Source organism: Mucilaginibacter puniceus (assembly GCF_054783175.1).
The window spans coordinates 1264967-1288000 of record NZ_BAAGRB010000001.1 but is presented as its reverse complement, the minus strand read 5'-3'; the positions used below and the strand labels follow the sequence as shown (position 1 = coordinate 1288000).

The window sequence follows — 23034 nt, the reverse complement described above, 5'->3', positions numbered from 1 at the left end:
ATTAGTAATTGGTTTATAGTTTGGTTTAAAATTTGGCTCTTAAAGATACGCCATAAATTGCCGGATTTCCTAAATGAGCGGCACCAAAATTATAAGCGTAATCAATATAATGTTTATTAAAAATATTATTGGCCCATAAAAAAACATCAAAACATTTGCTGGTAACGCCTACCCTTGCGTTAAATAAATGGTAAGTATTCTGTTTTATGGTATTATTCAAATCAAAATATTGGTCTCCTAAATACTTCCACTCACCACGACCAACCAATTTAAAGTCCTGCTGTCCGCCAAGATCATAAGTGTACTGCACGGCTAACATCGAGGTAACATCAGGTGTAAATATTTGACGATTACCATTTGTAACACCCTGAGTGTACCTTGCATGGGTATATCCAAAGTTATAATCAAACTCCAAACCTTTTACCGGTGTAGTGGCAAACTCTAATTCAACGCCTTTACTGTTTAACTTACCTACATTTCGGGTATAAGTAAAACCGGTTACCTGATCCAGGAACGGAACTTGAGCATCAGTTAATAAAGTATAAAAGGCTGTTACATTTAAACGGGCTTTGTTATCCCAAAAAGTATTTTTAGTGCCTATTTCGTAATTGTTACTATACTCGGGTTTAAAAAAATCTAAAGCCGGTGTTGATGGGTCGTCGGTTAACTGGCTAAAACCACCGGCGCGATAACCACGGCTGTATGAAGCATATAAGGTATTATTTTCTGCAGGATGGTAAGCTATACTTACCTTCGGTGAAAAAGCCCTAAAAGTTGCAGTGGCAGTTTGATCTGGTGCGGTTGTAAATGCCACCGGAGACGCATCAGGTTGATAGGTACCACTTACAAATGCTTTTCTATGCTCATAATCATAACGTATACCGCCGGTTATATCAACCTGTGGCGATATAGTATAAGTGGCTTGGCCAAATACAGCAGTGCCAAAATTATTTGCAGTATTGATATTGACCGTGGTAGCATTTGGCGGAGCGCCAAATAAAGCAGCCTGTGCACCATAATGAGTGCTTTGCTTGTTTGGCTGGCTGTTTATAAAACCATAAACACCCGCTGTCCATTTTAATGGTGATGCAGATGTTGTTGGCGAACTAAAGCGAAACTCCTGTATGCCGGTTTTTACATTGTTCCAGGCCTTACCATAATTATTATTTATAGTTAAAATATCCAGCGGTGAAAAATCGCCGTCTATTGGCCTGTCATAATAACGGTAGTTTTGCTGATATGAGGTTTGTGAGGTAAAGTTAAACCCACGGCCAACATAATTTGCAGTTAACGATGCATCGAAGATATCATCAAATAAAGTAGTTGTAGCGTTTTGATTTACTTTAAATGGCTGGCTCAACGCTGTAGTTGGGTTGCCTGCCAAAGCAAAAGGCCCGTTGTTACGGTTTGAATTATGCTTAACATTCAGCGTAAATGATAAACGCGAACTGGCCAAATATTTCAGGTAATAATTACCTAAATAATAGTGCTGTTTATCAAACTTTGTATTGTTAAAGGTATTAATGTAATAGCCATCGGTAGATGAGTAAATACCTGATACACCTAAAAATAACTTATCCTTTATTAAAGGCGTGCGGAAACCAACAGTATAACGCTGCAGATTATAATTACCAAAATCAACGTTAACATAACCGCTGGTTTGGTTAGTAGGTTGTTTAGTGATAATATTGATAACACCGCCGGTAGCATTGCGGCCATATAAAGTTCCTTGCGGGCCGCGTAATACTTCAATACGGTCTACATCCAATAACTGAGCTATATAGGTATCTAAACCAAACTGGCTAACACCATCAATATAAGTAGCCACCGCCGGATCATATGACGTAGTAGTAATACCACGTATAGAGGTAACATTGCGGTTATCGCCGGGGCCGGCAGAAAATAAGTTAGGCACTATACCGGTTATATCCTTTGCGTTCCATACGCGGTAATCTCGTATTTGTTTTGATGATAAAGCAGATACACTTAAAGGTAAGCGCTGGGCTTCTTCATCACGTTTTTCGGCAGATACTACGACCTCATCTAACTGGCTACCTGATGCAGCTAATTGGACATTAATTTCGGTACTTGATGAAGCAATATTGATATTCTGGCTTGTGGTAGCGTACCCTACGGCGCTTACTTCTACTTTATAATTACCGGTAGGTACATTAACAAAAGTAAATGTACCCCGGTTGTCGGTAGATGTTGTAAAATTGGTATTTAATAAACGCACAGATGCAGCCGGAATAGCTGCACCTTTACTGTCTTTAACTGTACCTTTTATGGTTAAAAGGGTTTGGGCATTAACGGCTATAGTTATTACCGTTAATAGCCAAACCAATATTAGTTTTTTATTCATGATTGGTTAGGTAGGCTGTTGGTATTAGTTAAGTGATAAAATATACTGGACCATTTTTTTAGCATCAGCCGCTGCCAATGTTGGGTGCGGCGACATAGCCACCTGTCCCCAATTGCCACTGCCGCCTGCAATTATTTTTTTAGTTAACATATCGTAGTTAGCTTCTGATGCAGGATATTTTTTAGCAACATCATTGTAAGCCGGACCAACAAGTTTGGTATCAACTTTATGACAAGCTAAACAATCAGATTTAGCTAATAAGCCTTTACCGGCTTCAATATCTGCAGCACTTGGCTTTTTTGCAGTTGTAGTAGTTGTTTTTTTTACTGTTGTTGTTTTTTTAGTTGTAGTTACTTTTTTTGTTTGTGCAAACGAATAAGTGGTGGCCAGCGTTAAAATCATTATCCCTGCTGTAATTACTGCTCTCTTCATGGCTTTTTTATATAGTATTTTATTTAGTTTATTGTTAGTATGACTATTTTTATCCCAAATAGCTTAATCAATGATAAAATAATCGTGTTAGTTAATTGGTTAATGTGTACTTACGACACTTATAGGCAACAAACTTAATAAATATGATGCTAAAATCAATAGCCACCTCCATCAATTAAGGCAAGGTATTGCCTATCAGTATTTTGATTTTGATCCTAATAAAAACCCACCTTTCATCAAAAGACGTAAAATACAGCTATTTGGCTATATTTTAGTTCGCTTTTAATAGTTAATTATAACTTATTAAGAATGTTTACAATGTGGGTTTTGTCTTGCAATTGTTACTTTAAAATCAAACTAAATCATATCTATTACTGAGATTTATTAGGTTTGCGCAATTATTAATAATAATTGTGACCAACTTTTTAATAATAGGCATCTGTATTGCTGCCGGCATACTTTTCAGGCGATCAAACCTTTTACCTGCTGATGCGCACAAAGGTATTAATGCCTGGTTATTGTACCTGGCTATGCCCGCAATTTCTTTTAAATACCTGCCTCATATACAATGGAGCATGTCCCTATTATTTCCCATATTGGCACCTGTGGTGGTTTGGTTAGGCGCATTTATCTACATCCGTTTTTATTCGACCGCGGCAAAAATATCTAAATCAACAGCGGCAGGTTTAACCTTATCTGGCGGAATAAGCAATGCCTCGTTTTTGGGCTTCCCAATGGTTGCCGCTTTTTTTTCTGAAAAGGAAATAGCTATAGCCGTAATATGCGACCAAATGGGCTTTATTCTACTATCAACCGTGGGTGTGGGATTAGCTATAAATGCCTCGCAGGCCCAACAACCGTCACCCAAAATATTCCTTAAAAAAATACTTTCTTTTCCTGCTTTTTGGGGATGTACACTGGCGCTTACATTACCACACTATATTGACATTTCCGCACTGGATTCTTTTTTTGATAAAATGGCGGCTACAGTTGCACCATTAGCCTTATTCTCTATCGGGCTGCAGCTAAAGTTTAAAGGTTATAAAGACGAACTTAAACGGATAACTGTTACCCTATTGTATAAACTCATGATAGCACCTGCCATAGTTACGCTGATAGCATTAGCCTTTCATTTACGTGGTATAATAACACAGGTAACCATATTTGAAATGGCTATGCCTCCCCTAATGTCGGCAAGTATAATAGCCAGCGAATACAAACTTAACTCCAATTTAGCTAACCTGGTAATTGGTATTGGCCTGGTATTAGGTTTTGTTACAGTAAGTATATGGTGGTTTATATTACAAATATTGATATAACTACTTTTTAAGCAACTGCAAAGCCTTGTTAATATATTGCAAGCCCAATTCAGAATAGCTTAAACCTAATGCAAACTGGTGCCCATGTGCATCCATTTTTAACAATGATTTTCTTAAAATATTCACCACCTTTTCGGGCGAGTGCTTATGCAGAAATTCCTCATATTGAAATTGAAGAAATACCAGGCATAAAGCATTCTCCATTGTTTGCACATCCTTATCAACTTTAATTTTTTGCTTTAAAATGATTTGGCGCGTACGATCAATAACGGCATCACCATACCCTAAACTTTTCATAACTTCGGCAGCTTTATCCGCATGAAAATGAGACAGATCTCTTCGCCATTTTAAGTAGCCTTCCCTATCCATAGGATAAGTTTCGCGAGGGCTTTCCCAACGGCCTATATGTTGACTGCGCGATGCTAATAAAAGCTCCTCGCCGGCATTTGGATCAAGTTTTAAAATCCATTCGTGCAGTTTTAACGCTAAAAAATATTCCTGCGGATAACTTACACCATCCCAGGTAAAAATAAACGGATCCTGTTTATTATAGCTGTCAAAAGCATCAAAAGCAATATTTAATTTATCCATTTGCCTGCAATATTAGTTTAAATCACATCAAATATGAAAAATCTGGGGCAATTTCAATCCTTCAATGGAGCGACATTATTTAAACCACTGCTTCCATTTATCTCCAAAAGAAGCAATTCCCACATAAACACCATCCTCCCGCACTTCAACGGGATAAGTATTCACAAAATCATTTTGGCCGGGATCGCCTTTGCCGGTTTGCAGGTTGTAGCTGTAGCGATGAAACGGGCAAATGATTTTACCATCCTTACACCAGCCGCCAGCCAGTTCGGCTCCTGCATGCGGACACGACGCGGATAAGGCATACACCTGCTGCTCATACCCTACCAGGCAAATTCCTTTACCGCCAACTTTTATTTTTTTAATGAATGGCTTGTTATGATCAATAGTATCGGGCACTTTATACCACTGCATCAGGTTTAAAAATCTATTTTGATGTTCATTAATGATGGATCTTTGATCACATCATTCATATCAGCTATGATGGTTACGGTTTTTTTATCGGGCGATAAAATAGCACGGGGATTAACCACTTTTTTTACAGGCTTTGAAAAACTGAGCACTAATTTATAAGGCATATCTATCAGCATTGCTTTAGCCATAGCAAAGGTTGATGAAGTTTTCTTTAAAAAAGCGTTAAACTTATCCTTATCAATAATGCGGTAAAACTTATGCGGGGTTACATCATAATCGTAATAATCCTGCCCTGCTACTAACTGTTGCGCGTCAAATGATTTGATGTTTTTATTATTATTTGCAATGCTATTAACCGGATTGCTCAATGATATTTTAGAAATATGCTTCAGGTAATACTCCAACTCGTCGCTGTTTTTAGCCAGGTGATTCACATTCACCTTCATCATGTTTTTGGTTAGGTCCATCTTTACGGCCAGTTCGCTGCCTTGGGCCATTTTAACTTCATCCGGTGTCATTTTTTGTTGGGTACTATCCGGCAGAGCGCTGTAAAAATTAAGCGTAGTGTCCTTCCTCATACCAAACTGTGGGGTTTCGCGCACCGAATCAGTCATCAGGTTCATCAATACCGATACCGCCCGGCTCATATCAAATCCGTAAACTACCTTAACCGATCCATCCTCTTTAAAATCATAATGCTCCTCAATATCCACGCACGAGGAGAAGCAAAGCATCATCAAAAGCAAAAAAGGGATGCGTGGGTTTTTCATTAAGGTAAATCTAATTAAGATTTATAAGATTATCAGAATTTTAACATTTTTTAAATCTTGTTGAATACAACTATCACCCCAATCTCACCTTTCCCCTTTTACCTTTAACCTTTCCCCTCAAAAACGTACCTTTGCCGCCTATGGCACACCAGGTTACGGAAGATGGCACATTGCTTCCTTTAATGGAAGAGTTTTATACGATACAGGGAGAAGGATACCATACCGGTAAAGCCGCTTATTTTATCCGCCTGGGCGGATGCGATGTAGGCTGCCATTGGTGCGATGTTAAGGAAAGCTGGGATGCCGAGCTGCATCCGCTTACTACTACCGACCAGATTGTACAAAATGCACTACCACATCCCGGCAAAGCTGTTGTGGTAACCGGCGGCGAGCCCTTAATATATAACCTGGATTATTTAACTGCCCAACTACAGCAAAACGGCATTAAAACCTTTATTGAAACTTCGGGCGCTTATCCCCTTTCGGGACATTGGGACTGGATATGTTTATCACCTAAAAAATTTAAAGCCCCTATGTTGCCGGTTTCGCAAAAGGCGGATGAATTAAAGGTAATCATCTTCAATAAATCCGATTTTCAATTTGCAGAGGATAATGCCAAGCTGGTAGGTCCGGATTGCAAACTATACTTACAGCCGGAGTGGTCAAAATCAAAAGAAATAACCCCGCTTATTGTGGACTATGTAATGAATAACCCTAAATGGGAGATATCCTTACAAACGCATAAGTATCTTAATATTCCTTAATATTTGTAACTTAGGGTATAAACCCTGCGTATTCGTTCATAATGAGGAGTATAGTTCTGCTTATCTTATTGTTTATTGTATCATTTAACGTCGATGCACAAAACCGGTATAGCACCACTAATAAAAATGCTATACAATATTTTGTGCAGTCCAGCCATGCTATTGACGATCATTTATATGACGAGGCCATTATGCACCTGCAAAAAGCCATAGCTGCCGACAGTAAATTTGTGGAAGCCCATGCCCAACTGGGTGATGTTGCCCGGTTAAGAAAATATAACATCCAGGCAATTGAGGCCTATCAAAAAGTTATTGATCTTGATCCCGACTTTAACCGCGCTATCTATATTAAAATTGGCGAATTGGAAGTTTACGAAGGGCAATATAAAAACGGCGAAAAACATTTAGAAAAGTATTTAACTTACCCTAATATTAGTGCATCAAACCTGGCAACAGCCAAAAAGTTGTTGAAGGATGCTAAATTTAGTATAGATGCTTTGCAGCACCCTGTACCATTTAAACCGGTTAATATTGGCAGCGAAATCAACACAGCCGCTGACGAGTATTCGCCTATGGCAACTGCGGATGTAAAGACACTGATTTTTACACGCCAGATAAACGGCAATGAAGACTTTTACCAGGCAACCAAACAAACCGACCAATGGCAAACCGCTACTTACTTAAGTGCCCAAATAAATACCCCTACCAATAATGAAGGTTCGCAATCCATATCGCAGGATGGGAAATATTTATTTTTTACCGGTTGCAACCGCCCGGATGGGTTAGGACGATGTGATATTTACATCTCGCAAAAAAAAGGCGATGAATGGAGCAAACCGTTTAATTTGAGCCCGCCTATTAATACTTCAGGATGGGAGTCGCAACCATCAATAAGCCCTGATGGGCGAACTTTGTATTTTGTAAGTAACCGTGCAGGTGGTTATGGCGGTTATGATATTTGGAAATCAACCCTTACATCAAAAGGATGGGGAGAGCCCGAAAATTTAGGGCCCAATATTAATACGGCCTTTAACGAGCAATCGCCATTTATACATGCCGATAATAATACGCTTTACTTCTGTTCAAACGGTTGGCCAGGCATGGGCAACCAGGACCTTTTTGTAAGCCGGTTAGGCGATGACGGTAAATGGGGTAAGCCTGAAAACCTGGGCTATCCTATAAACACAAATGGCGATGAAACCGCCCTTACTTTAACAGCAGATGGCGCAACCGCGTTTTTTGCATCCAACAACATAAAAGGATTTGGCGGTTTTGATATTTATACCTTTGAAATGCCAGTCAAACTACGCCCTAACGTAGTAACCTATGTAAAGGGAACCGTGAGCGATGCTAAAACCAAACAACCGTTGGAGTCGGCAGTGGAGATACTGGACCTGCAAAACAACCTGCCCGTTTACCAGGATTATAGTTCGGCAGATAAAGGTGATTTTTTGGCAACCCTTATCGCAGGCAAAAATTATGGACTTAATATTTCTAAAACCGGGTACCTATTTTATTCTGAAAACTTCTCACTTGCAGGTTATCAATCAAGTACCGCGTTTAATATATCCGTTTTGTTGGAGCCTATCGAAGTGGGTAATAAAGTGATATTGAAAAACATATTTTTTGACACTAATAAATTTGATATCAAACCTGAGTCTACATCAGAACTACAAAAATTGATAGACTTTTTATTGTTTAATCCAACATTGCGTATTGAAATATCGGGCCATACTGATAACGTGGGTAATGACGCGCTTAACCAAACCCTATCAGAAAACCGGGCAAAGGCGGTTTATGATTATTTAATAGCCAATAAAATGGATCCCGCCAGGCTTATATTTAAAGGTTATGGCAAAACCCAACCCATTGCCCCTAATGATACAGATGAAAACCGCAGCAAAAACCGCCGGACAGAGTTTAAAATAATAGGAAAGTAATTATTTGGGTTTAGATACTGTAAAGGTCTTCTCGCCATATACTACATCATCATCGGTTATCCCTTGTATAATTATTTTAAACCTGCCTGTAATATCGCTGGTATAAAATGAAAAATTGGTTTCCTTACCGGCTGTTATTTTTTCCAGGTGTTTCCAATAGATGGTTGATATGTATTCGGGTTGAGAGGGACTGATCTCGGAATAATCAGACCCATAAAATTCAACCGTATTATAAATACCTTTAAAAGTTACGGAATTCTTCACATCTGCCTTTTTGGGTACGATACAGCCGGAATAAGACACTGCACCTCCTCGGTTAGGAGTTTGATATGTCTTCCCGGTTACAGGCTGCGTGTTATTAGGAGCACCTCTATGATTTGGACAATTAAGTATATTATACTCGCATACATAATCGCCGCACTCGTTAGCGCCAAACCTACTTGCCAATCCAAAAAAACTATTATCTATCACATCAATTTTTTTAGAATTAATTTTAACCTCATTTAATTGAATGGCTTTTTCATTACCGGCTAATTCCATATTCGAAGTACTTTGCTGTGCGGCCGTGCTGTAATCATTATAAGCTAATAAAGCGGGTATTTTTTCGGCTATTGTACTAAATGGATCGGTTACCTGTATTTTATAAATATCTGGATTGTCGCCGCTCACCATTAATCGTATCTTCTTTTCCGGCATGGTAAACAGGTGTTCGTTCTCAAAAACAATATTTCCTGTATTATCAGTTTGCACGGGCGTAATACGACCATCGCCCATTACCATAACAGTTACCGGATTTTTAAGGGGTTTATTAGCAAGTGTGGTAACCTTACCTTTAAAAGCGGGCATTTCAAATTGATGAACGGCAGAAGCACTTTTAATTTTCAAGACATCTGTCCACTTATATCTTGCCCAGCCTTTTATTAATAATACGTTTTCTAAAAATTCCTTATCAGCTTCGTCGCTGCCTAAATAGTTTTCCTTTACCGGCAAATCTCCTAATTGGCTGTTCAAATAAAAATAACTTTCTATATCATTTTTCCTTTTAATTTCTATCCGGTTATCCTGCACAGCAGCTATTGATACCAATGCCATTGCTGATGTATCTATATTATTTAATTTAACTTTAATGTTTACTTTTTGACGAGTGCCAAATTGATCATTGACATCTATCTGTAATGATTGCTTACGGTTATAATGGGCAAAAAATGTACGTTGTGCAAATGGCCGACCCAGGCTATCAGTAACAGTTAATTGATTGATCCCTTTAGGAACTTCGTTTAAAAGTATTTTTACACGTTTTGAATTACCGCTCATTGCTATAGGTGTTGCCGAGAACAGCTGCCTGTAATTGTGCACTAAAACAAACAGCTTTTCCGGCTTATTGTCCTGCAATGTAATGGTTAGGGTGTCGTTAACTAAGGCCCGTTGCGTAGATATAGCGGGGCCGCTGGTTAATATTGCAGGCAAATCATAGCTTTTGCCCATATTACCATTTAGTTTCACTACATACTTACTACCGCTATTGGGCGTAAATATAAATTTACCCATACCATAGCCATTGGTTTCTATAGTATCCACAACTTTATCGTCTTTATAAAGTATTGCGCTAATCTGCAATGGAGTGTTGTCGGCTGTTTTAGCTTCCCAAGCAACATAACCCGATAAATTATTAACCAGGTTACCCCCCTCGGGATAAAAGTTTAACACAGGCAATTGCGAAGCGACGGGCAAAGCCATACTAATCTCTTTCTCTTCACCCTTATGCTTTACGCTAACGTATATTTTATTATTGCCGGGACTAAGTATTTTTGATGGAACACTAAATACATACTGGCCGGATGCATCAGTTTTAACTTTACCTGATATGAGATGATTGGCAGGGCTGCCTACATAATAGTTAACATCTGCATTCGGTAACAGATCTACCGCCGAAATATTTGCTATTAACCTGACTTTCATTTCGGCTGAAGTTATGGATGTATCAACAGGGCTAAGCTGGGCAGTAAATGTAGCTTGGTTTGCGGTTTTAATAGTTACCGGCTGTTTAAATAGGATATAAGGGTTGCCGTTTAACATTAAATTGGTATAGGCTACAAAAGTATAGTTACCAGCTGTTACACTATCAGGAATAAATAAGTTACCAAAAGCCAAGCCCTTATCCATAACAAATTTATCCTCAAGCACTACTGCACGGGCATCATCCTTAATTAAACTAACTATTAATGTTGTATGGTTATTGATACCTGTAGAATCTAAAAGATAGGCGGTTAACCAAACATTTTCATTATTGGAGTAAACAGTTTTATCAAAATGGACAAACATCTCAGGGGTATGATGCTTAATACCATACCTGTCTATTTTGTTGATCATGCTATCAATAAATGCTGATTGCTTAGCCTGTGCATAGCTGTCGGCAATATGTAGGAATAAAAAACACCAACAAAAAAAAGCAACCATATAACTATAGTTGCTTTTACATATATTTTTTTGATTCATAATAGGTTAGGGGTATAATAGTAAACCAAGTTCACTTTTTTATTCCTAATTTCCTAATTCTGACATGAATTTTATGCGCATTAATTGTATTTCTTCGCGGGTATAGTCATCACTTCCCAGTTCAACCAGAGCATCATCTATTGAATCTACCTCAGCAGTACGGAAATAATCAAATACTTCTTCCTGCTTATCTTCATCAATCACCTCATCAATAAAATAATTAAGGTTTAATTTGGTACCCGAGTTAACTATGGTCTCTACCTCTTTTAGTATTTCCTCGTATGATAAACCTTTTGAAGCGGCAATATCATCCAGATTTAAATGACGGTCGATATTTTGGATAATGAATACTTTAAGTGCCGATTTATTGGCTGCACTTTTGATCACCATATCTATCGGACGGTCAATGTCATTATCCTCAACATATTTATTTATCAGATCAATAAATGGCGCGCCAAATTTTTGTGCCTTGCCCGCCCCTACGCCTGATATCTGCTTCAATTCATCCGTAGTTATAGGATAATGTATACACATTTCCTCTAATGATGGATCCTGGAACAACACAAATGGCGGCAAGCCTTTTTGCTTAGCCATTTTTTTGCGTAGGTCCTTAAGCAATTGCAGCAACTGCGTATCTAACGCGCCACCACCTTGTTTAGGCCCATCATCGTTATCATCATCATCGGGCGCCTCAATAACCTGATTCATAATGAAGCGGATACTATGCGGATTATCTAAAAACGCATTACCTGATTTGGTTAAGCGCAATAAGCCATATTGGTCAATATCTTTTGACAGATAATTATTTAACAGTGCCTGTCTTAATAACGAGTTCCATAAAATAGCACCCTGCTCCTTGCCAGATCCAAACCAATCTAACAAATGATGTTCGTAATTATGAACTTGCGGGTTATCCTCACCTATTAATATGCTGATGATGTGGTGATCGTCAAACTTCTCACCTATCTGCTTAATTAAACTTAATGCTTTATGCAGATGCTCCTCACCATCAAAATACTGTTTAGGGCCGCAGCAGTTATCGCACATGTTGTTACAGCCTGCCTCGTTAAAGTTCTCGCCAAAGTAATGCAACAGTTGTTTACGACGACAAACGGACGACTCGGCATAATCAATAACTTCTTTTAATATCTGGGTACCGATTTCTCTTTCAGAAACCGGTTTATCCTTCATAAACTTCTGCAGTTTATCAATATCCTTTTGCGAATAGAAAGCTACGCACACACCCTCACCACCATCGCGCCCGGCACGGCCGGTTTCCTGGTAATAGCCTTCCATACTTTTAGGCACATCGTGGTGTATTACATAACGCACATCGGGTTTGTCAATACCCATACCAAAAGCTATGGTTGCCACAATAACATCCACATCCTCCATCAGGAATTTATCCTGCGTATCGGCACGTACTTTAGGGTCTAAACCGGCATGGTAAGGCAATGCCTTAATACCGTTTAATGATAAAGCTTCGGCAACTTCTTCTACCTTTTTACGGCTAAGGCAGTATACAATGCCCGATTTGCCTGTATTTTGCTTAACAAACTTTACGATCTCTTTTATTACGTTACGCTTAGCACGTACTTCATAAAACAGGTTCGATCTGTTAAATGATGACTTATAAATAGTGGCATTGTTCATCTGCAGGTTTTTCTGAATATCCTGCTGAACTTTGGGTGTTGCCGTAGCCGTTAATGCTATAATAGGAATACCATCGCCAATATTGCTGATAACCTGGCGTATTTTACGGTACTCGGGCCTAAAATCATGTCCCCACTCTGATATACAATGTGCCTCATCAACTGCTACAAATGATACATGGTTAAGCCGTAAAAAATCTATATTTTCCTGTTTGGTTAATGATTCGGGCGCTACATATAATAATTTTGTTTTGCCACTCAACACATCCTCCTTAACACGGGTAATATCTGATTTAGTTAATGAAGAGTTTAAAAAGTGTGCTATGCTGTCTGACCCACCAAATGCCCTTAACTGGTCGACCTGGTTTTTCATTAACGCAATTAACGGTGATATTACTATCGCGGTTCCCTCACTCATCAATGCAGGCAACTGGTAACACATTGATTTGCCCCCACCTGTGGGCATAATTACAAAAGTGTCGTTACCTGATAGTATGTTAGTTATAATCGCTTCCTGCTCGCCTTTGAAATTATCGAATCCAAAAAAATTCTGAAGATTATCAAACAGCGACTTTTGGGCCTCTACCATTATTTGATTATGCTTTTTTTATTTTTAATTTAAATGTTAAAGTAACAATTTTTTATGAATAAACGCAGTAAATACTTTAAAATTTTACGTAAATGTTATTAATGCGAAAAAACAATTTGCTTGCTTAATCATTTATTGGGAACATTGTTGCAGCCCCTCAATTATTTAATTTAAAAAAACGGTTGATTTAAAAGATTAATATACAAATTTGCAATGGCTAAGCCAAACAAATATTTACACCTACAATGAATAAAAATTATTACGCAATTATAATGGCCGGCGGTATTGGAAGCCGTTTTTGGCCCATTAGCAGATCATCATATCCAAAACAATTTATTGATATACTGGGCACGGGCAAAACACTGATACAAAACACTTATGAGCGTTTTTTAAAAGTATGCCCCAAAGAAAATATATACGTTGTTACTAACGAGAACTATACCGATTTAGTTAAACAACAAATACCTGACATGGCCGATGGCCAGATATTAACTGAACCTGTAATGCGCAACACGGCGCCTTGCGTGGCTTATGGATGTTTTAAAATTGAAAGCTTAAACCCGCATGCTGCTATTGTAGTGGCTCCATCTGACCACCTGATATTAGATGAAGCTGCATTTGTTAGTACTATTGAGAAATCGCTTAAAACAGCGTCAGAAAATAAATGCCTGATTACCCTGGGTATTAAGCCATCCAGGCCCGATACCGGTTACGGCTACATTCAATATACGGATACAGCACTTAATAATGATTTTCATAAAGTAAAAACCTTTACTGAAAAACCTACGTTGGAGATTGCTAAAACCTTTATACAAAGCGGTGATTTTTTATGGAACGCGGGCATATTTGTATGGTCGGCTAAAGCCATTGTTGAGGCGTTTGGGTCATACCTGCCTGATATGTTTGACATATTCGCCGAAGCACGAGCCCATTACAATACCGATAACGAGCGTAACCACGTTAACCAGGCTTACCAGCAGTGCACCAATATATCTATTGATTATGGTATTATGGAGAAAGCGGATAACGTTTACGTATTACCATCAGAGTTTGGGTGGTCTGACCTGGGTACCTGGGCATCTATTTATGAACTTGCCGAAAAGGACTATGTAGGTAACGCGGTTATCCCTTCAGAAAAGGTGATCATGTATGATTCATCAAACTGTATGGTTAACGTGCCTGATGATAAACTGGTTATTTTACAAGGATTGCATGATTATATTGTGGTGGAATCAAACAATACCCTGCTAATATGCCCACGCGACCAGGAGCAAAACGTTAAAAAAGTGGTTGCCGATGTGAAGCAAAAATTTGGGACGAAGTATATTTAAGTCTATAATATTTCCAAGCCTCATTGCAAGCGTAGCGTGGCAATCTCTACATAGGACAGTAAAAAAATCATTTTGGTTTTGATTTGCAAGTGCAGAGATTGCTTCGTTCCTCGCAATGACGCTTTATTTTTTAGTTTTTATTACCCCCATCTTATACAACCCTATTGCATGGTGAATAATATCCTCTATCAATCCAACAGGCAGGTCTCCTTCGGGATCAATAGGCAATATTTTAATTCTTGATCTGTCCCCTGCAATTAATTCCGGGTGGTGAAGGTGTTTACCCTCTACAAAACCCATATAAAACTCGCCTGTGGCTTTCTTAGTCCAGAAATAACAGAACATCTTTCCCTTATAACAAAAAAACGGCATACCGTATTTCCACTCCTGGGTAATAGCGGCATCCTGCTTTAAAATAATATCCCGTAAAGCCAGCATACAACCGCGATAAGGCTCATTTTGCTGCAGGTAAAAGTTATCCAATAGGGTTATCATTATATAGCTATTGTTTTATTAATCAATACTTTGTAAATTTAATTAAACAAACTTAAACTTCACCTAATTATGGACCCATCACTAATCAACTGGCTTGCTGTTTTAGTAGCGGCCTTATCAAGCTTCGCTATTGGCGGCGTATGGTATAACCCATCTGTATTTGGCACCGCCTGGATGAAAGACAGCAACCTTAGCCAGGAACAAATTGAAAAATCAAACATGGCAAAAACCTTTGGTTTTACAGCAGTATTTTCATTAATTGCTGCAGCCAACCTGGCCGCTTTTTTAGCCGAGCCAACTACCACCACCTCATGGGGTGCAACCGCAGGCTTTTTAGCCGGTATATGGACATTTTGCGCCATAGCTACACATAGCATCTTTGAGCAAAGAAGCTGGCGCCATATCTTTATAAATGGCGGCTATAGTATTGTTTCGTTAGTGGTAATGGGTGCTATTTTGGGGGCGTGGCGTTAGTGATTGGTGATTAGAGAATAGTGATTAGTAACTAATCTCTAATTAACTGATCTCTAATCACTCCGCCTTTGGCGGATAGCCTCATACAAAATAACTCCTGTCGCTACCGATACATTTAGCGATTCAATCTCGCCATACATAGGTATTTTGGCCAGGTGGTCGGCTATGCGGATGATATCGTTGCGTACGCCGTCCTCTTCCGATCCCATAATGATGGCGGTTGGCGCGGTATAGTCGGGTTTGTAAATAAACTCTTGCGTTTTTTCTGTACAACAAACCAGTTGCAGGCCCGACTCCTGCAAAAACTTAACCGTTTGCATAAAGTTGTCATGGCGGCAAACGGGTATTTTATATAATGCTCCCGCGGATGTTTTAATAGCATCCGGGTTAACCTGTGCCGATCCTTTAGCAGGGACAACAATGGCATGTACACCACAGCATTCGGCAGTACGGGCAATGGCACCCATGTTGCGTACATCGGTAATTGAATCCAGCACCAATATCAAAGGTACCTCTCCTTTTTCGTAAATGGTGGGGATGATATCCTCTACCTTTTGATAGGTAATAGGCGATATAAAAGCAATAACCCCCTGGTGGTTCTTCATCGTGATGCGGTTCAGCTTCTCTACCGGTACTTGTTGCGCTACTATCTGGTATTCATTCAGCAGGTCTTTTAATTCATTGAGCAAACCACCGCCAATGCCACGTTGTATGTATAAAGATTCGATCTCTTTACCGGAACGGATAGCCTCCACTACTGCACGTATGCCAAATACTACCTGGTTACTTTCGCGGGGCTCTCTTGAATTATAGGCCATTTTTTAAACTATTTTATAAGGGAACAAAAGTAGCTATATTAATTGATTTAGCGGTTATTGTACTAAATGTGCCTTTTGGTTTTTTTATTTAATTAACAAAACCAATCTTTATCAACAGGGATATAACTTTTTGACCATCAGCAGCGTTATTTATATACCAACATTTTGTTAACACTGCAATGTGAATTATGAATGGCAAATTAACATAAAAATAAGCCCTGCCTAAATAATATGTTGAGCATTTTTTGCTGAATGGGCGACGAATTTGTATATTTTTGTTTGTATGACTTTTGAGAATGACACCCCTTATAACAAGCCGAATACTAACGAACGTAGAAGCCGGATAACCAACCCTACACCTTACAGCGGACTTGGCAAATTACCCCCACAGGCAACAGATCTGGAAGAGGCAGTTTTAGGTGCGTTGATGTTGGAAAAGGATGCATTATCATCAGTAATTGATATACTTAACCCTGAAGTATTTTACAGGGATAATCATAAAAAGATATTTAACGCTATCCGTGTATTGTTTGAAAAAACATCGCCGGTGGATATATTAACTGTTACCGCGCAATTACGCAGCCAGGGCGAACTGGAAATGATTGGTGGTGCTTATTACATTACCGAGTTGACCAACCGTGTTGCTTCTGCTGCCAATATTGAGTACCACTCGCGTATCATTATCCAAAAATTTATCCAGCGCGAGCTGATACGTATATCCACAGAGGTCATAAATAGTGCCTATGAGGACACTACCGATGTTTTGGACCTGTTAGATAAAGCAGAGAAAAACCTGTTTGATATCGCTCAAAACAACCTTCGTCGCGATTCGCGCAAGATGGATGACCTTTTGCATGAGACGTTAAAGGAAATTGAAGCATTAAAAGATAAAAAAGACGGCCTAACAGGTATAGCATCAGGCTTTACTGATCTGGACCGCATGACCTCGGGCTGGCAGAAATCTGACCTGGTAATCGTCGCGGCTCGCCCTGCAATGGGTAAAACAGCGTTTGTACTAACCTGCGCCCGTAATGCCGCTGTTGATTTTGCAAAACCTGTTGTGGTTTTCTCGCTGGAGATGTCGTCTGTACAGTTGGTTAATCGTTTAATATCCGGTGAGACCGAAATTGAGCAAGAAAAAATACGTAAGGGAACTTTAGAGGAATGGGAATGGCAGCAGATACACTCGAAAATTGGGCGTTTGGAGCAGGCCCCGTTAATTATTGATGATACCCCTGCGCTAAATATATTTGAGTTTCGTGCTAAATGCCGCCGTTTAAAATCACAGCATGATATCCAGTTGATCATCATCGATTACCTGCAATTGATGCAGGGCAAAAGCGCCGATGGCAAAGGTGGCGGTAACCGTGAGCAGGAAATTGGTAGTATATCAAGAGCTCTAAAATCGGTAGCTAAAGAATTGAATGTGCCGGTTATTGCCCTATCGCAGTTAAGCCGTGCGGTGGAGAGTCGCCCGGGTGGTTCAAAAAGGCCAATGCTTTCAGATTTACGTGAGTCGGGTTCTATTGAGCAGGATGCGGATATGGTATTGTTCCTGTACAGGCCGGAGTATTACGGTTTGGATGTAGACGAAGATAACAACCCAACACAAGGCGTTGGCGAGGTAATCATAGCCAAGCACCGTAACGGTGAAACCGGCAGGGTACGCCTGAAATTTGTGGGCAAATACGTTAAGTTCCAGGATCTGGACCAAGGCGACTCATTCCCGGATGCGGCAAGTCCGTTTGCAGGTTTAGCCCCATCACAAGATTTTGATAAGCCGAGCAACTTTATTATTCGTCCATCACGTATGGATGATATTGATGATGAACCACCGTTTTAAAATGACTGCCCAATATTCTTTTTAAATATTAAACAAAACGCTTCATCAGCTTGTCCATATAGCTTTTCATAGCCGGCCAGATTATCAATATAATCGTTTAATGGTTTATTTTTCAATGTGGATGTTAATTGCAAGTCTGAAACTTTGAATTGAAATTGATCATTGTTTACGTTTGGAGTATGAAAAAATAGCGCATCATGTGCACTATCATTGTCAAGCAGTATTGCATATAATTGAAAATCTCTACTATTTGAATCTTTAGTTTTTTCACTAATCATATCGAAATGTCGAAATAATTTATCTAAGTGAGGTTTCCTTTTCTTAAAGTTATTATTTCCAAAACCATACCAATCGAAATGTATGTGCCAATCTTTTGGCCATGATTCTGGTTTGGCAAAATCAAAGAAATCTATCTTGTCGAGATCATTTTCAGTAGGAAGGTTTAAATAATATCTTTTTAATCCTCTAAACTTTTTGTAGCCTTTCATTTTGCTTTATCGAGTTTAATACAAACATTAAATTAAAATATTAACCCCAATACCACTCCTATCAATATCACTATCGGGGTTTTTATTTTGGTAAATTTAAGCAATAGGAATGCGGCTATCATAATTACATAGGCCAGCCAATCATTATAAAAGGGGCGTACCATGAGTATAAAAGCAGTCGCCATAAAACCTACTGCCACAGCGTTGATACCGCTTAACGAGTTTTTGATACGGGTTATTTTTTTCAGGTCGTTCCAAAACGGCACGATGAATAATATCAGTATCAATCCCGGCAGGTTAATACCTATTACAGCTATGACACTACCTAATACTTGTCCCCATATACTGTAACCGTTATTACCTAATGCCATCCCCCCTAAAAAAGAAGTAAATGAGAATGTAGGACCCGGTAAAGCCTGCTGCAAGGCGTATCCCGACAGGAACTCGGAACTGGTGAGGTATTGTTTCACCTCCACAAACTCGGTGTACATCAATGGCACTAACACCTGCCCCCCGCCAAATATGAGTATACCATTGCGGTAAAAATTCTCAAACAAACGTATAGGCAAACTAAACGGCGATGTACGGTTAACAACCGCACCCAAAGCCGCAAAAGCCAGCAAAATACCCAAAAAGTAAGCCACCTTATTAGGGTTGGTATTGGCAAAAAGCTTAACCCGCAGCTCGTTTTCCTGCGGTTGAGTTTCTAAGGCTGATGATATGATGCCGCCTAATAAGATCAGAATAGGAAAAGCATAGGGATTTTGTAAGATCAGCGTAACTATCAATGAGCCGATAGCCAGCATAGTACTGGTACGCGATACTACAAACCGCATAGCGAACGTATAGGTGGCGTAGGCTACAATACCCAAAGCTATAGGCTGTATAAACCGTAAAACATCCGTAACCTTATCATGATTGGCAAACATTTTATAGCTAATAGCTGCCAAACCCATAATGGTTGCCGATGGCAAAACCCATATTAAAAAGGTGATAATGGCCAGGCGCACGCCGCCTACCTTCCAGGCAATGCCAATTAAAGTTTGGGTTGACGAGGGACCAGGCAATATCTGCGCCAGGGCATTTAACTCCATCAGCTCCTCTTCGGTAATATAGCCGCGTTTCTCTACAAATTCGCGCAGCAAAATAGCTATATGCGCCTGCGGACCGCCTACTGCACTAAAGGTGTACAGCAAAGCATCCCGCATGAAAAGAAAATCGCGTTTTTTCAAACTTATATGTTTATAGTTCCCCTCCTTGGAGGGGGTGCGTTGGATTGTGCAATGGCAGGGGTGGGTTATTCGACAAACACACCCCTACGCCCCTCTCAAGAGGGGAATCGCACAACCCAGATTATCCTTTTAATAATCGTCATCCTCATCATAACCAATTGCCTCGCGGTATACCGTCTGCAATTCGGCAAAAGCGTGGTTATCGCGCTTTTGTTTAGTTATTTCCATCCCCTTCTCATATATCTTTACCGCATCATCCTTACGATTTAATGCTTCGTACAATTTACCTAAATGGTAATAGGTACCGGTATAGGTTGGGTGGTTGTCTACCAGGTCCTCATAATAGCTTAAAGCCTTATCTGTTTCATTTAAACGCAGATACTCAGTTGCCAGCGCATATTTTAAAAATTCGTCATTAGGTTCATTTTGTATAAACTCCAGCAGCTTGGCTAATCTGTTCATCTCCATTTTAAACTCTCTCTTTTTTAACTAAATTTGCATCCGTCAATTACAATTGAAACAATATAAAACAATTTATCACTGTATACCTTCATTATCATTAAAGAACGATTTGCACTATGAAAATTTTGGTATGCATAAGTAATGTTCCGGATACCACCACAAAAATAACTTTTACCGCTAATAACACCCAATTTAATACAAATGGGGTGCAATTCATCATAAACCCTTATGACGAGATAGCCCTTGCCCGTGCCATTGAGCTAACCGAAGGCGGCAAAGGAACAGTTACGGTAATACATGTAGGCGAAGCCCATACAGAACCTACTATACGCAAAGCCCTGGCCATTGGCGCTGACGATGCGGTACGCATTAATGCAAACCCGCATGATGCCTGGTTTGTAGCTAATCAGATTGCACAACACGTTAAAGCCAATCCATTCGACTTGATACTTACCGGCCTGGAATCTATTGATTACAATGGCTCAAAAGTAGCCGGTATGCTGGGCGAATTGTTGGATATTCCATCAGTATCTATCATCAAAAAAATAACTATTGATGGCCGGCAGGCGATTGTTGAACGCGAAATTGAAGGCGGGAAGGAAATATTAACCATCCCTTTACCCTTAGTAGCCGGAACAGCCGAAGGCGTAGCCGAACCTAAAATACCCAATATGCGGGGCATTATGTCGGCACGTACCAAACCTTTAACAGTTGTTGAAGCGGTTGAAGTAAATACTTTACAGGAAATATTGAGTTATGAATTACCTGAACCACGCGGGCAGGTTAAATTGGTAACCGATGCCGGGCAACTGGTGGACCTATTGCACACCGAAGCCAAAGTGATATAATATGCCAGTTTTAATCTATACAGAAAACACCGACGGCAAATTCAAAAAGTCGATTTTTGAAGCGGTTACTTATGCCCGTGCCGTTGCTGACCAAAATAACACTAATCTTATTGCGCTATCCATCGGTGCCGTTGCTGCCGATGAGTTAGGCGAATTGGCTAAATATGGTGCAGATAAAATATTAAATGTATCTGCCGATAACCTAAAAACCTTTGTTAACCAGGCCTACGCTTCAGTAATTGCTGAAGCCGCTAAAACGCAGGGTACGGAAATTGTTGTAATATCAAATACATTTTCGGGCCGTGGATTAGCGCCGCGCCTGGGTGCTAAATTACAGGCAGGAGTTGCTGAAGGTGCGGTTGCCCTACCCGATCAGTCGGGCGGCAAATTTGTGGTTAAAAAAACGGTTTTTTCGGGCAAAGCATTTGCAATGGTTGAACTAACATCAGCCAACAAAGTAATTAGCTTAACGCCTAACTCGTATCTTATTGCCGAAAACAACAAACCCGTACATATAGAAGATTTTAGCATAGATACCAACCCTGCTGACTTTAAAGCTATGCTAAAGGAAATTGTACGCTCAACCGATAAAGTATCATTGTCTGATGCGGAGATCATAGTTTCGGCAGGGCGCGGGTTAAAAGGGCCGGAAAACTGGAAGATGATTGAGGAACTGGCTGAAGTATTAGGCGCAGCGGTTGCCTGTTCAAAACCGGTATCAGATGCCGGGTGGCGCCCGCACAGCGAACATGTTGGTCAAACGGGCAATTCTGTCAGTCCAAATTTGTATATTGCAATAGGAATTTCAGGCGCTATACAGCACCTTGCAGGTGTTAGCGCCTCCAAAAATATAGTAGTGATAAACAACGACGCCGAAGCCCCATTTTTTAAAGTGGCAGATTATGGCATAGTTGGTGATGCGTTTGAAATTGTACCGCAATTAATAGCGGCCGTAAAACAAAAAATAGTAGCCTAATAGATATCGGTGATGGGTAATAACATGAATAAAATAAAGCTGGATATTGTGGGTTTATCCTATAGTCAAACTCAATCCGGTGCATATGCTTTGGTTTTGGGCGAGGTTAATGGCCGCCGCAGGCTACCAATAATCATAGGCAGTTTTGAGGCGCAGGCCATAGCTATCGAGATAGAGAAAATGACCCCGAGCCGACCGCTTACCCATGACCTTTTTAAAAGCTTTGCGCAGGCTTACCATATTACCGTGCAGGAAATCATCATTTATAATTTAGTAGATGGCATATTCTACTCCAAACTACTTTGCTCTGACGGTAAAAAAACCATCGAGATAGATGCACGTACATCCGATGCTATTGCCATAGCGGTTAGGTTTGATTGCCCTATTTATACTTACGAGTTTATCCTTTCGAGTGCGGGAATTGTAATTGAAGGCAATGATTTTGTGTACCTTGAAAATATTGGTGAAACACCCGAAGAGGTTACACCTACACAAGCTGCCGCAGGTTACTCGTCATTAAGCGACGATGAAATTAAAACCAAATTACAGGAAGCATTAGCCGAAGAGGCTTATGAAAAAGCCGCCAAATTACGCGATGAATTAAACCGCCGTAAAGCATCTTGATGTCGGATTTCGAATATCGGATTTCGGATTTATCCCCTTCATAGATTAATGCCTATCATTATATGCTGGGTTCTCGCAACAAAATCCGAAATTGAACATCCGAAATTCGAAATA

General features: G+C 39.8%; 21 protein-coding genes. 9 read left to right on the top strand and 12 right to left on the bottom strand.

Annotation, left to right across the window (positions count from 1 at the left end):
- Nucleotides 1–25: 25 nt before the first annotated feature.
- Both ACYVJ6_RS06190 and ACYVJ6_RS06185 read right to left on the bottom strand, forming a co-directional pair.
- Nucleotides 26–2362, bottom strand: coding sequence for a TonB-dependent receptor (locus ACYVJ6_RS06190; RefSeq protein WP_460693159.1), 2337 nt, complete (start codon nt 2360–2362; stop codon nt 26–28).
- Between the two features lie 24 nt (nt 2363–2386).
- On the bottom strand, nt 2387–2794 hold the full coding sequence (locus ACYVJ6_RS06185) for a c-type cytochrome (protein ID WP_460693158.1): 408 nt from the start codon (nt 2792–2794) through the stop codon (nt 2387–2389).
- 413 nt (nt 2795–3207) lie between these two features.
- Here ACYVJ6_RS06185 and ACYVJ6_RS06180 point away from each other — a divergent pair, with 413 nt between their 5' ends.
- Entirely contained in the window at nt 3208–4113 is a 906-nt protein-coding gene (locus ACYVJ6_RS06180) for an AEC family transporter (RefSeq protein ID WP_460693157.1), read from the top strand.
- Here the strand turns inward: ACYVJ6_RS06180 and ACYVJ6_RS06175 are convergent, their stop codons facing one another.
- The 3 genes from ACYVJ6_RS06175 to ACYVJ6_RS06165 all read right to left on the bottom strand — a co-directional run bounded on the left by ACYVJ6_RS06175 (nt 4114) and on the right by ACYVJ6_RS06165 (nt 5888).
- Complete coding sequence (locus ACYVJ6_RS06175) at nt 4114–4704, bottom strand: DUF4202 domain-containing protein (protein WP_460693156.1); 591 nt, start codon at nt 4702–4704, stop codon at nt 4114–4116.
- A gap of 75 nt (nt 4705–4779) precedes the next feature.
- Nucleotides 4780–5118 (bottom strand): Rieske (2Fe-2S) protein, encoded by a 339-nt coding sequence (locus ACYVJ6_RS06170; RefSeq protein WP_460693155.1) that lies wholly within the window; start codon nt 5116–5118, stop codon nt 4780–4782.
- A 5-nt stretch (nt 5119–5123) separates the two neighbouring features.
- Nucleotides 5124–5888, bottom strand: a complete 765-nt coding sequence (locus ACYVJ6_RS06165) for a hypothetical protein (protein ID WP_460693154.1) — start codon at nt 5886–5888, stop codon at nt 5124–5126.
- A gap of 140 nt (nt 5889–6028) precedes the next feature.
- Here ACYVJ6_RS06165 and ACYVJ6_RS06160 point away from each other — a divergent pair, with 140 nt between their 5' ends.
- Together ACYVJ6_RS06160 and ACYVJ6_RS06155 are read left to right on the top strand one after the other, a co-directional pair.
- Complete coding sequence (locus ACYVJ6_RS06160) at nt 6029–6652, top strand: 7-carboxy-7-deazaguanine synthase QueE (RefSeq protein ID WP_460693153.1); 624 nt, start codon at nt 6029–6031, stop codon at nt 6650–6652.
- 41 nt (nt 6653–6693) lie between these two features.
- Entirely contained in the window at nt 6694–8592 is a 1899-nt protein-coding gene (locus ACYVJ6_RS06155) for an OmpA family protein (protein WP_460693152.1), read from the top strand.
- On the opposite strand, the gene ACYVJ6_RS06150 is transcribed toward ACYVJ6_RS06155, so the two are convergent.
- Nucleotides 8593–11088: a hypothetical protein gene (locus ACYVJ6_RS06150; protein ID WP_460693151.1), complete on the bottom strand. Its 2496-nt coding sequence runs from the start codon at nt 11086–11088 to the stop codon at nt 8593–8595.
- Between the two features lie 45 nt (nt 11089–11133).
- The gene (recQ, locus tag ACYVJ6_RS06145; protein ID WP_460693150.1) at nt 11134–13329 is read right to left on the bottom strand and encodes a DNA helicase RecQ; all 2196 of its coding nucleotides are present in this window, start codon (nt 13327–13329) and stop codon (nt 11134–11136) included.
- A gap of 245 nt (nt 13330–13574) precedes the next feature.
- Between recQ and ACYVJ6_RS06140 the strand changes: the two genes are divergently transcribed.
- On the top strand, nt 13575–14660 hold the full coding sequence (locus ACYVJ6_RS06140) for a mannose-1-phosphate guanylyltransferase (protein ID WP_460693149.1): 1086 nt from the start codon (nt 13575–13577) through the stop codon (nt 14658–14660).
- 123 nt (nt 14661–14783) lie between these two features.
- Here ACYVJ6_RS06140 and ACYVJ6_RS06135 read toward each other — a convergent pair whose 3' ends face one another.
- Nucleotides 14784–15155, bottom strand: coding sequence for a DUF1801 domain-containing protein (locus tag ACYVJ6_RS06135; RefSeq protein ID WP_460693148.1), 372 nt, complete (start codon nt 15153–15155; stop codon nt 14784–14786).
- 69 nt (nt 15156–15224) lie between these two features.
- On the opposite strand from ACYVJ6_RS06135, the gene ACYVJ6_RS06130 reads away from it, so the two are divergent.
- Nucleotides 15225–15629, top strand: coding sequence for a DUF1761 domain-containing protein (locus ACYVJ6_RS06130; RefSeq protein ID WP_460693147.1), 405 nt, complete (start codon nt 15225–15227; stop codon nt 15627–15629).
- Nucleotides 15630–15682: 53 nt separating this feature from the next.
- Here the strand turns inward: ACYVJ6_RS06130 and rlmB are convergent, their stop codons facing one another.
- Nucleotides 15683–16447 (bottom strand): 23S rRNA (guanosine(2251)-2'-O)-methyltransferase RlmB, encoded by a 765-nt coding sequence (rlmB, locus tag ACYVJ6_RS06125; protein WP_460693146.1) that lies wholly within the window; start codon nt 16445–16447, stop codon nt 15683–15685.
- A gap of 283 nt (nt 16448–16730) precedes the next feature.
- On the opposite strand from rlmB, the gene dnaB reads away from it, so the two are divergent.
- Nucleotides 16731–18290 (top strand): replicative DNA helicase, encoded by a 1560-nt coding sequence (gene dnaB, locus ACYVJ6_RS06120; protein WP_460693145.1) that lies wholly within the window; start codon nt 16731–16733, stop codon nt 18288–18290.
- Here the strand turns inward: dnaB and ACYVJ6_RS06115 are convergent.
- The 3 genes from ACYVJ6_RS06115 to ACYVJ6_RS06105 all read right to left on the bottom strand — a co-directional run bounded on the left by ACYVJ6_RS06115 (nt 18287) and on the right by ACYVJ6_RS06105 (nt 20472).
- Entirely contained in the window at nt 18287–18778 is a 492-nt protein-coding gene (locus ACYVJ6_RS06115) for a hypothetical protein (protein ID WP_460693144.1), read from the bottom strand. The two genes, dnaB and ACYVJ6_RS06115, sit on opposite strands and share 4 nt — an antisense overlap.
- A 32-nt stretch (nt 18779–18810) precedes the next feature.
- Nucleotides 18811–20010: a chromate efflux transporter gene (gene chrA, locus ACYVJ6_RS06110; protein ID WP_460693143.1), complete on the bottom strand. Its 1200-nt coding sequence runs from the start codon at nt 20008–20010 to the stop codon at nt 18811–18813.
- A gap of 129 nt (nt 20011–20139) precedes the next feature.
- Complete coding sequence (locus ACYVJ6_RS06105; RefSeq protein WP_460693142.1) at nt 20140–20472, bottom strand: tetratricopeptide repeat protein; 333 nt, start codon at nt 20470–20472, stop codon at nt 20140–20142.
- Between the two features lie 116 nt (nt 20473–20588).
- On the opposite strand from ACYVJ6_RS06105, the gene ACYVJ6_RS06100 reads away from it, so the two are divergent.
- From ACYVJ6_RS06100 to ACYVJ6_RS06090, 3 genes are read left to right on the top strand one after another with little or no spacing between them, the layout of a single operon-like run.
- On the top strand, nt 20589–21320 hold the full coding sequence (locus tag ACYVJ6_RS06100; protein WP_460693141.1) for an electron transfer flavoprotein subunit beta/FixA family protein: 732 nt from the start codon (nt 20589–20591) through the stop codon (nt 21318–21320).
- 1 nt (nt 21321) lies between these two features.
- Complete coding sequence (locus ACYVJ6_RS06095; protein WP_460693140.1) at nt 21322–22296, top strand: electron transfer flavoprotein subunit alpha/FixB family protein; 975 nt, start codon at nt 21322–21324, stop codon at nt 22294–22296.
- Nucleotides 22297–22320: 24 nt separating this feature from the next.
- On the top strand, nt 22321–22920 hold the full coding sequence (locus ACYVJ6_RS06090) for a bifunctional nuclease family protein (RefSeq protein WP_460693139.1): 600 nt from the start codon (nt 22321–22323) through the stop codon (nt 22918–22920).
- Nucleotides 22921–23034: the final 114 nt, after the last annotated feature.

What these genes read in the sequence shown, in the direction of transcription:
- ACYVJ6_RS06095 (WP_460693140.1), top strand. Translation starts at nt 21,322, where the DNA reads ATGCCAGTTTTAATCTATACAGAAAACACCGACGGCAAATTCAAAAAG.
- ACYVJ6_RS06135 (WP_460693148.1), bottom strand. Translation starts at nt 15,155, where the DNA reads ATGATAACCCTATTGGATAACTTTTACCTGCAGCAAAATGAGCCTTAT.
- ACYVJ6_RS06115 (WP_460693144.1), bottom strand. Translation starts at nt 18,778, where the DNA reads ATGAAAGGCTACAAAAAGTTTAGAGGATTAAAAAGATATTATTTAAAC.
- ACYVJ6_RS06165 (WP_460693154.1), bottom strand. Translation starts at nt 5,888, where the DNA reads ATGAAAAACCCACGCATCCCTTTTTTGCTTTTGATGATGCTTTGCTTC.
- ACYVJ6_RS06190 (WP_460693159.1), bottom strand. Translation starts at nt 2,362, where the DNA reads ATGAATAAAAAACTAATATTGGTTTGGCTATTAACGGTAATAACTATA.
- ACYVJ6_RS06155 (WP_460693152.1), top strand. Translation starts at nt 6,694, where the DNA reads ATGAGGAGTATAGTTCTGCTTATCTTATTGTTTATTGTATCATTTAAC.
- ACYVJ6_RS06140 (WP_460693149.1), top strand. Translation starts at nt 13,575, where the DNA reads ATGAATAAAAATTATTACGCAATTATAATGGCCGGCGGTATTGGAAGC.
- ACYVJ6_RS06185 (WP_460693158.1), bottom strand. Translation starts at nt 2,794, where the DNA reads ATGAAGAGAGCAGTAATTACAGCAGGGATAATGATTTTAACGCTGGCC.
- rlmB (WP_460693146.1), bottom strand. Translation starts at nt 16,447, where the DNA reads ATGGCCTATAATTCAAGAGAGCCCCGCGAAAGTAACCAGGTAGTATTT.
- ACYVJ6_RS06100 (WP_460693141.1), top strand. Translation starts at nt 20,589, where the DNA reads ATGAAAATTTTGGTATGCATAAGTAATGTTCCGGATACCACCACAAAA.
- ACYVJ6_RS06150 (WP_460693151.1), bottom strand. Translation starts at nt 11,088, where the DNA reads ATGAATCAAAAAAATATATGTAAAAGCAACTATAGTTATATGGTTGCT.
- dnaB (WP_460693145.1), top strand. Translation starts at nt 16,731, where the DNA reads ATGACTTTTGAGAATGACACCCCTTATAACAAGCCGAATACTAACGAA.
- ACYVJ6_RS06105 (WP_460693142.1), bottom strand. Translation starts at nt 20,472, where the DNA reads ATGAACAGATTAGCCAAGCTGCTGGAGTTTATACAAAATGAACCTAAT.
- ACYVJ6_RS06175 (WP_460693156.1), bottom strand. Translation starts at nt 4,704, where the DNA reads ATGGATAAATTAAATATTGCTTTTGATGCTTTTGACAGCTATAATAAA.
- recQ (WP_460693150.1), bottom strand. Translation starts at nt 13,329, where the DNA reads ATGGTAGAGGCCCAAAAGTCGCTGTTTGATAATCTTCAGAATTTTTTT.
- ACYVJ6_RS06130 (WP_460693147.1), top strand. Translation starts at nt 15,225, where the DNA reads ATGGACCCATCACTAATCAACTGGCTTGCTGTTTTAGTAGCGGCCTTA.
- ACYVJ6_RS06090 (WP_460693139.1), top strand. Translation starts at nt 22,321, where the DNA reads ATGAATAAAATAAAGCTGGATATTGTGGGTTTATCCTATAGTCAAACT.
- ACYVJ6_RS06170 (WP_460693155.1), bottom strand. Translation starts at nt 5,118, where the DNA reads ATGCAGTGGTATAAAGTGCCCGATACTATTGATCATAACAAGCCATTC.
- ACYVJ6_RS06160 (WP_460693153.1), top strand. Translation starts at nt 6,029, where the DNA reads ATGGCACACCAGGTTACGGAAGATGGCACATTGCTTCCTTTAATGGAA.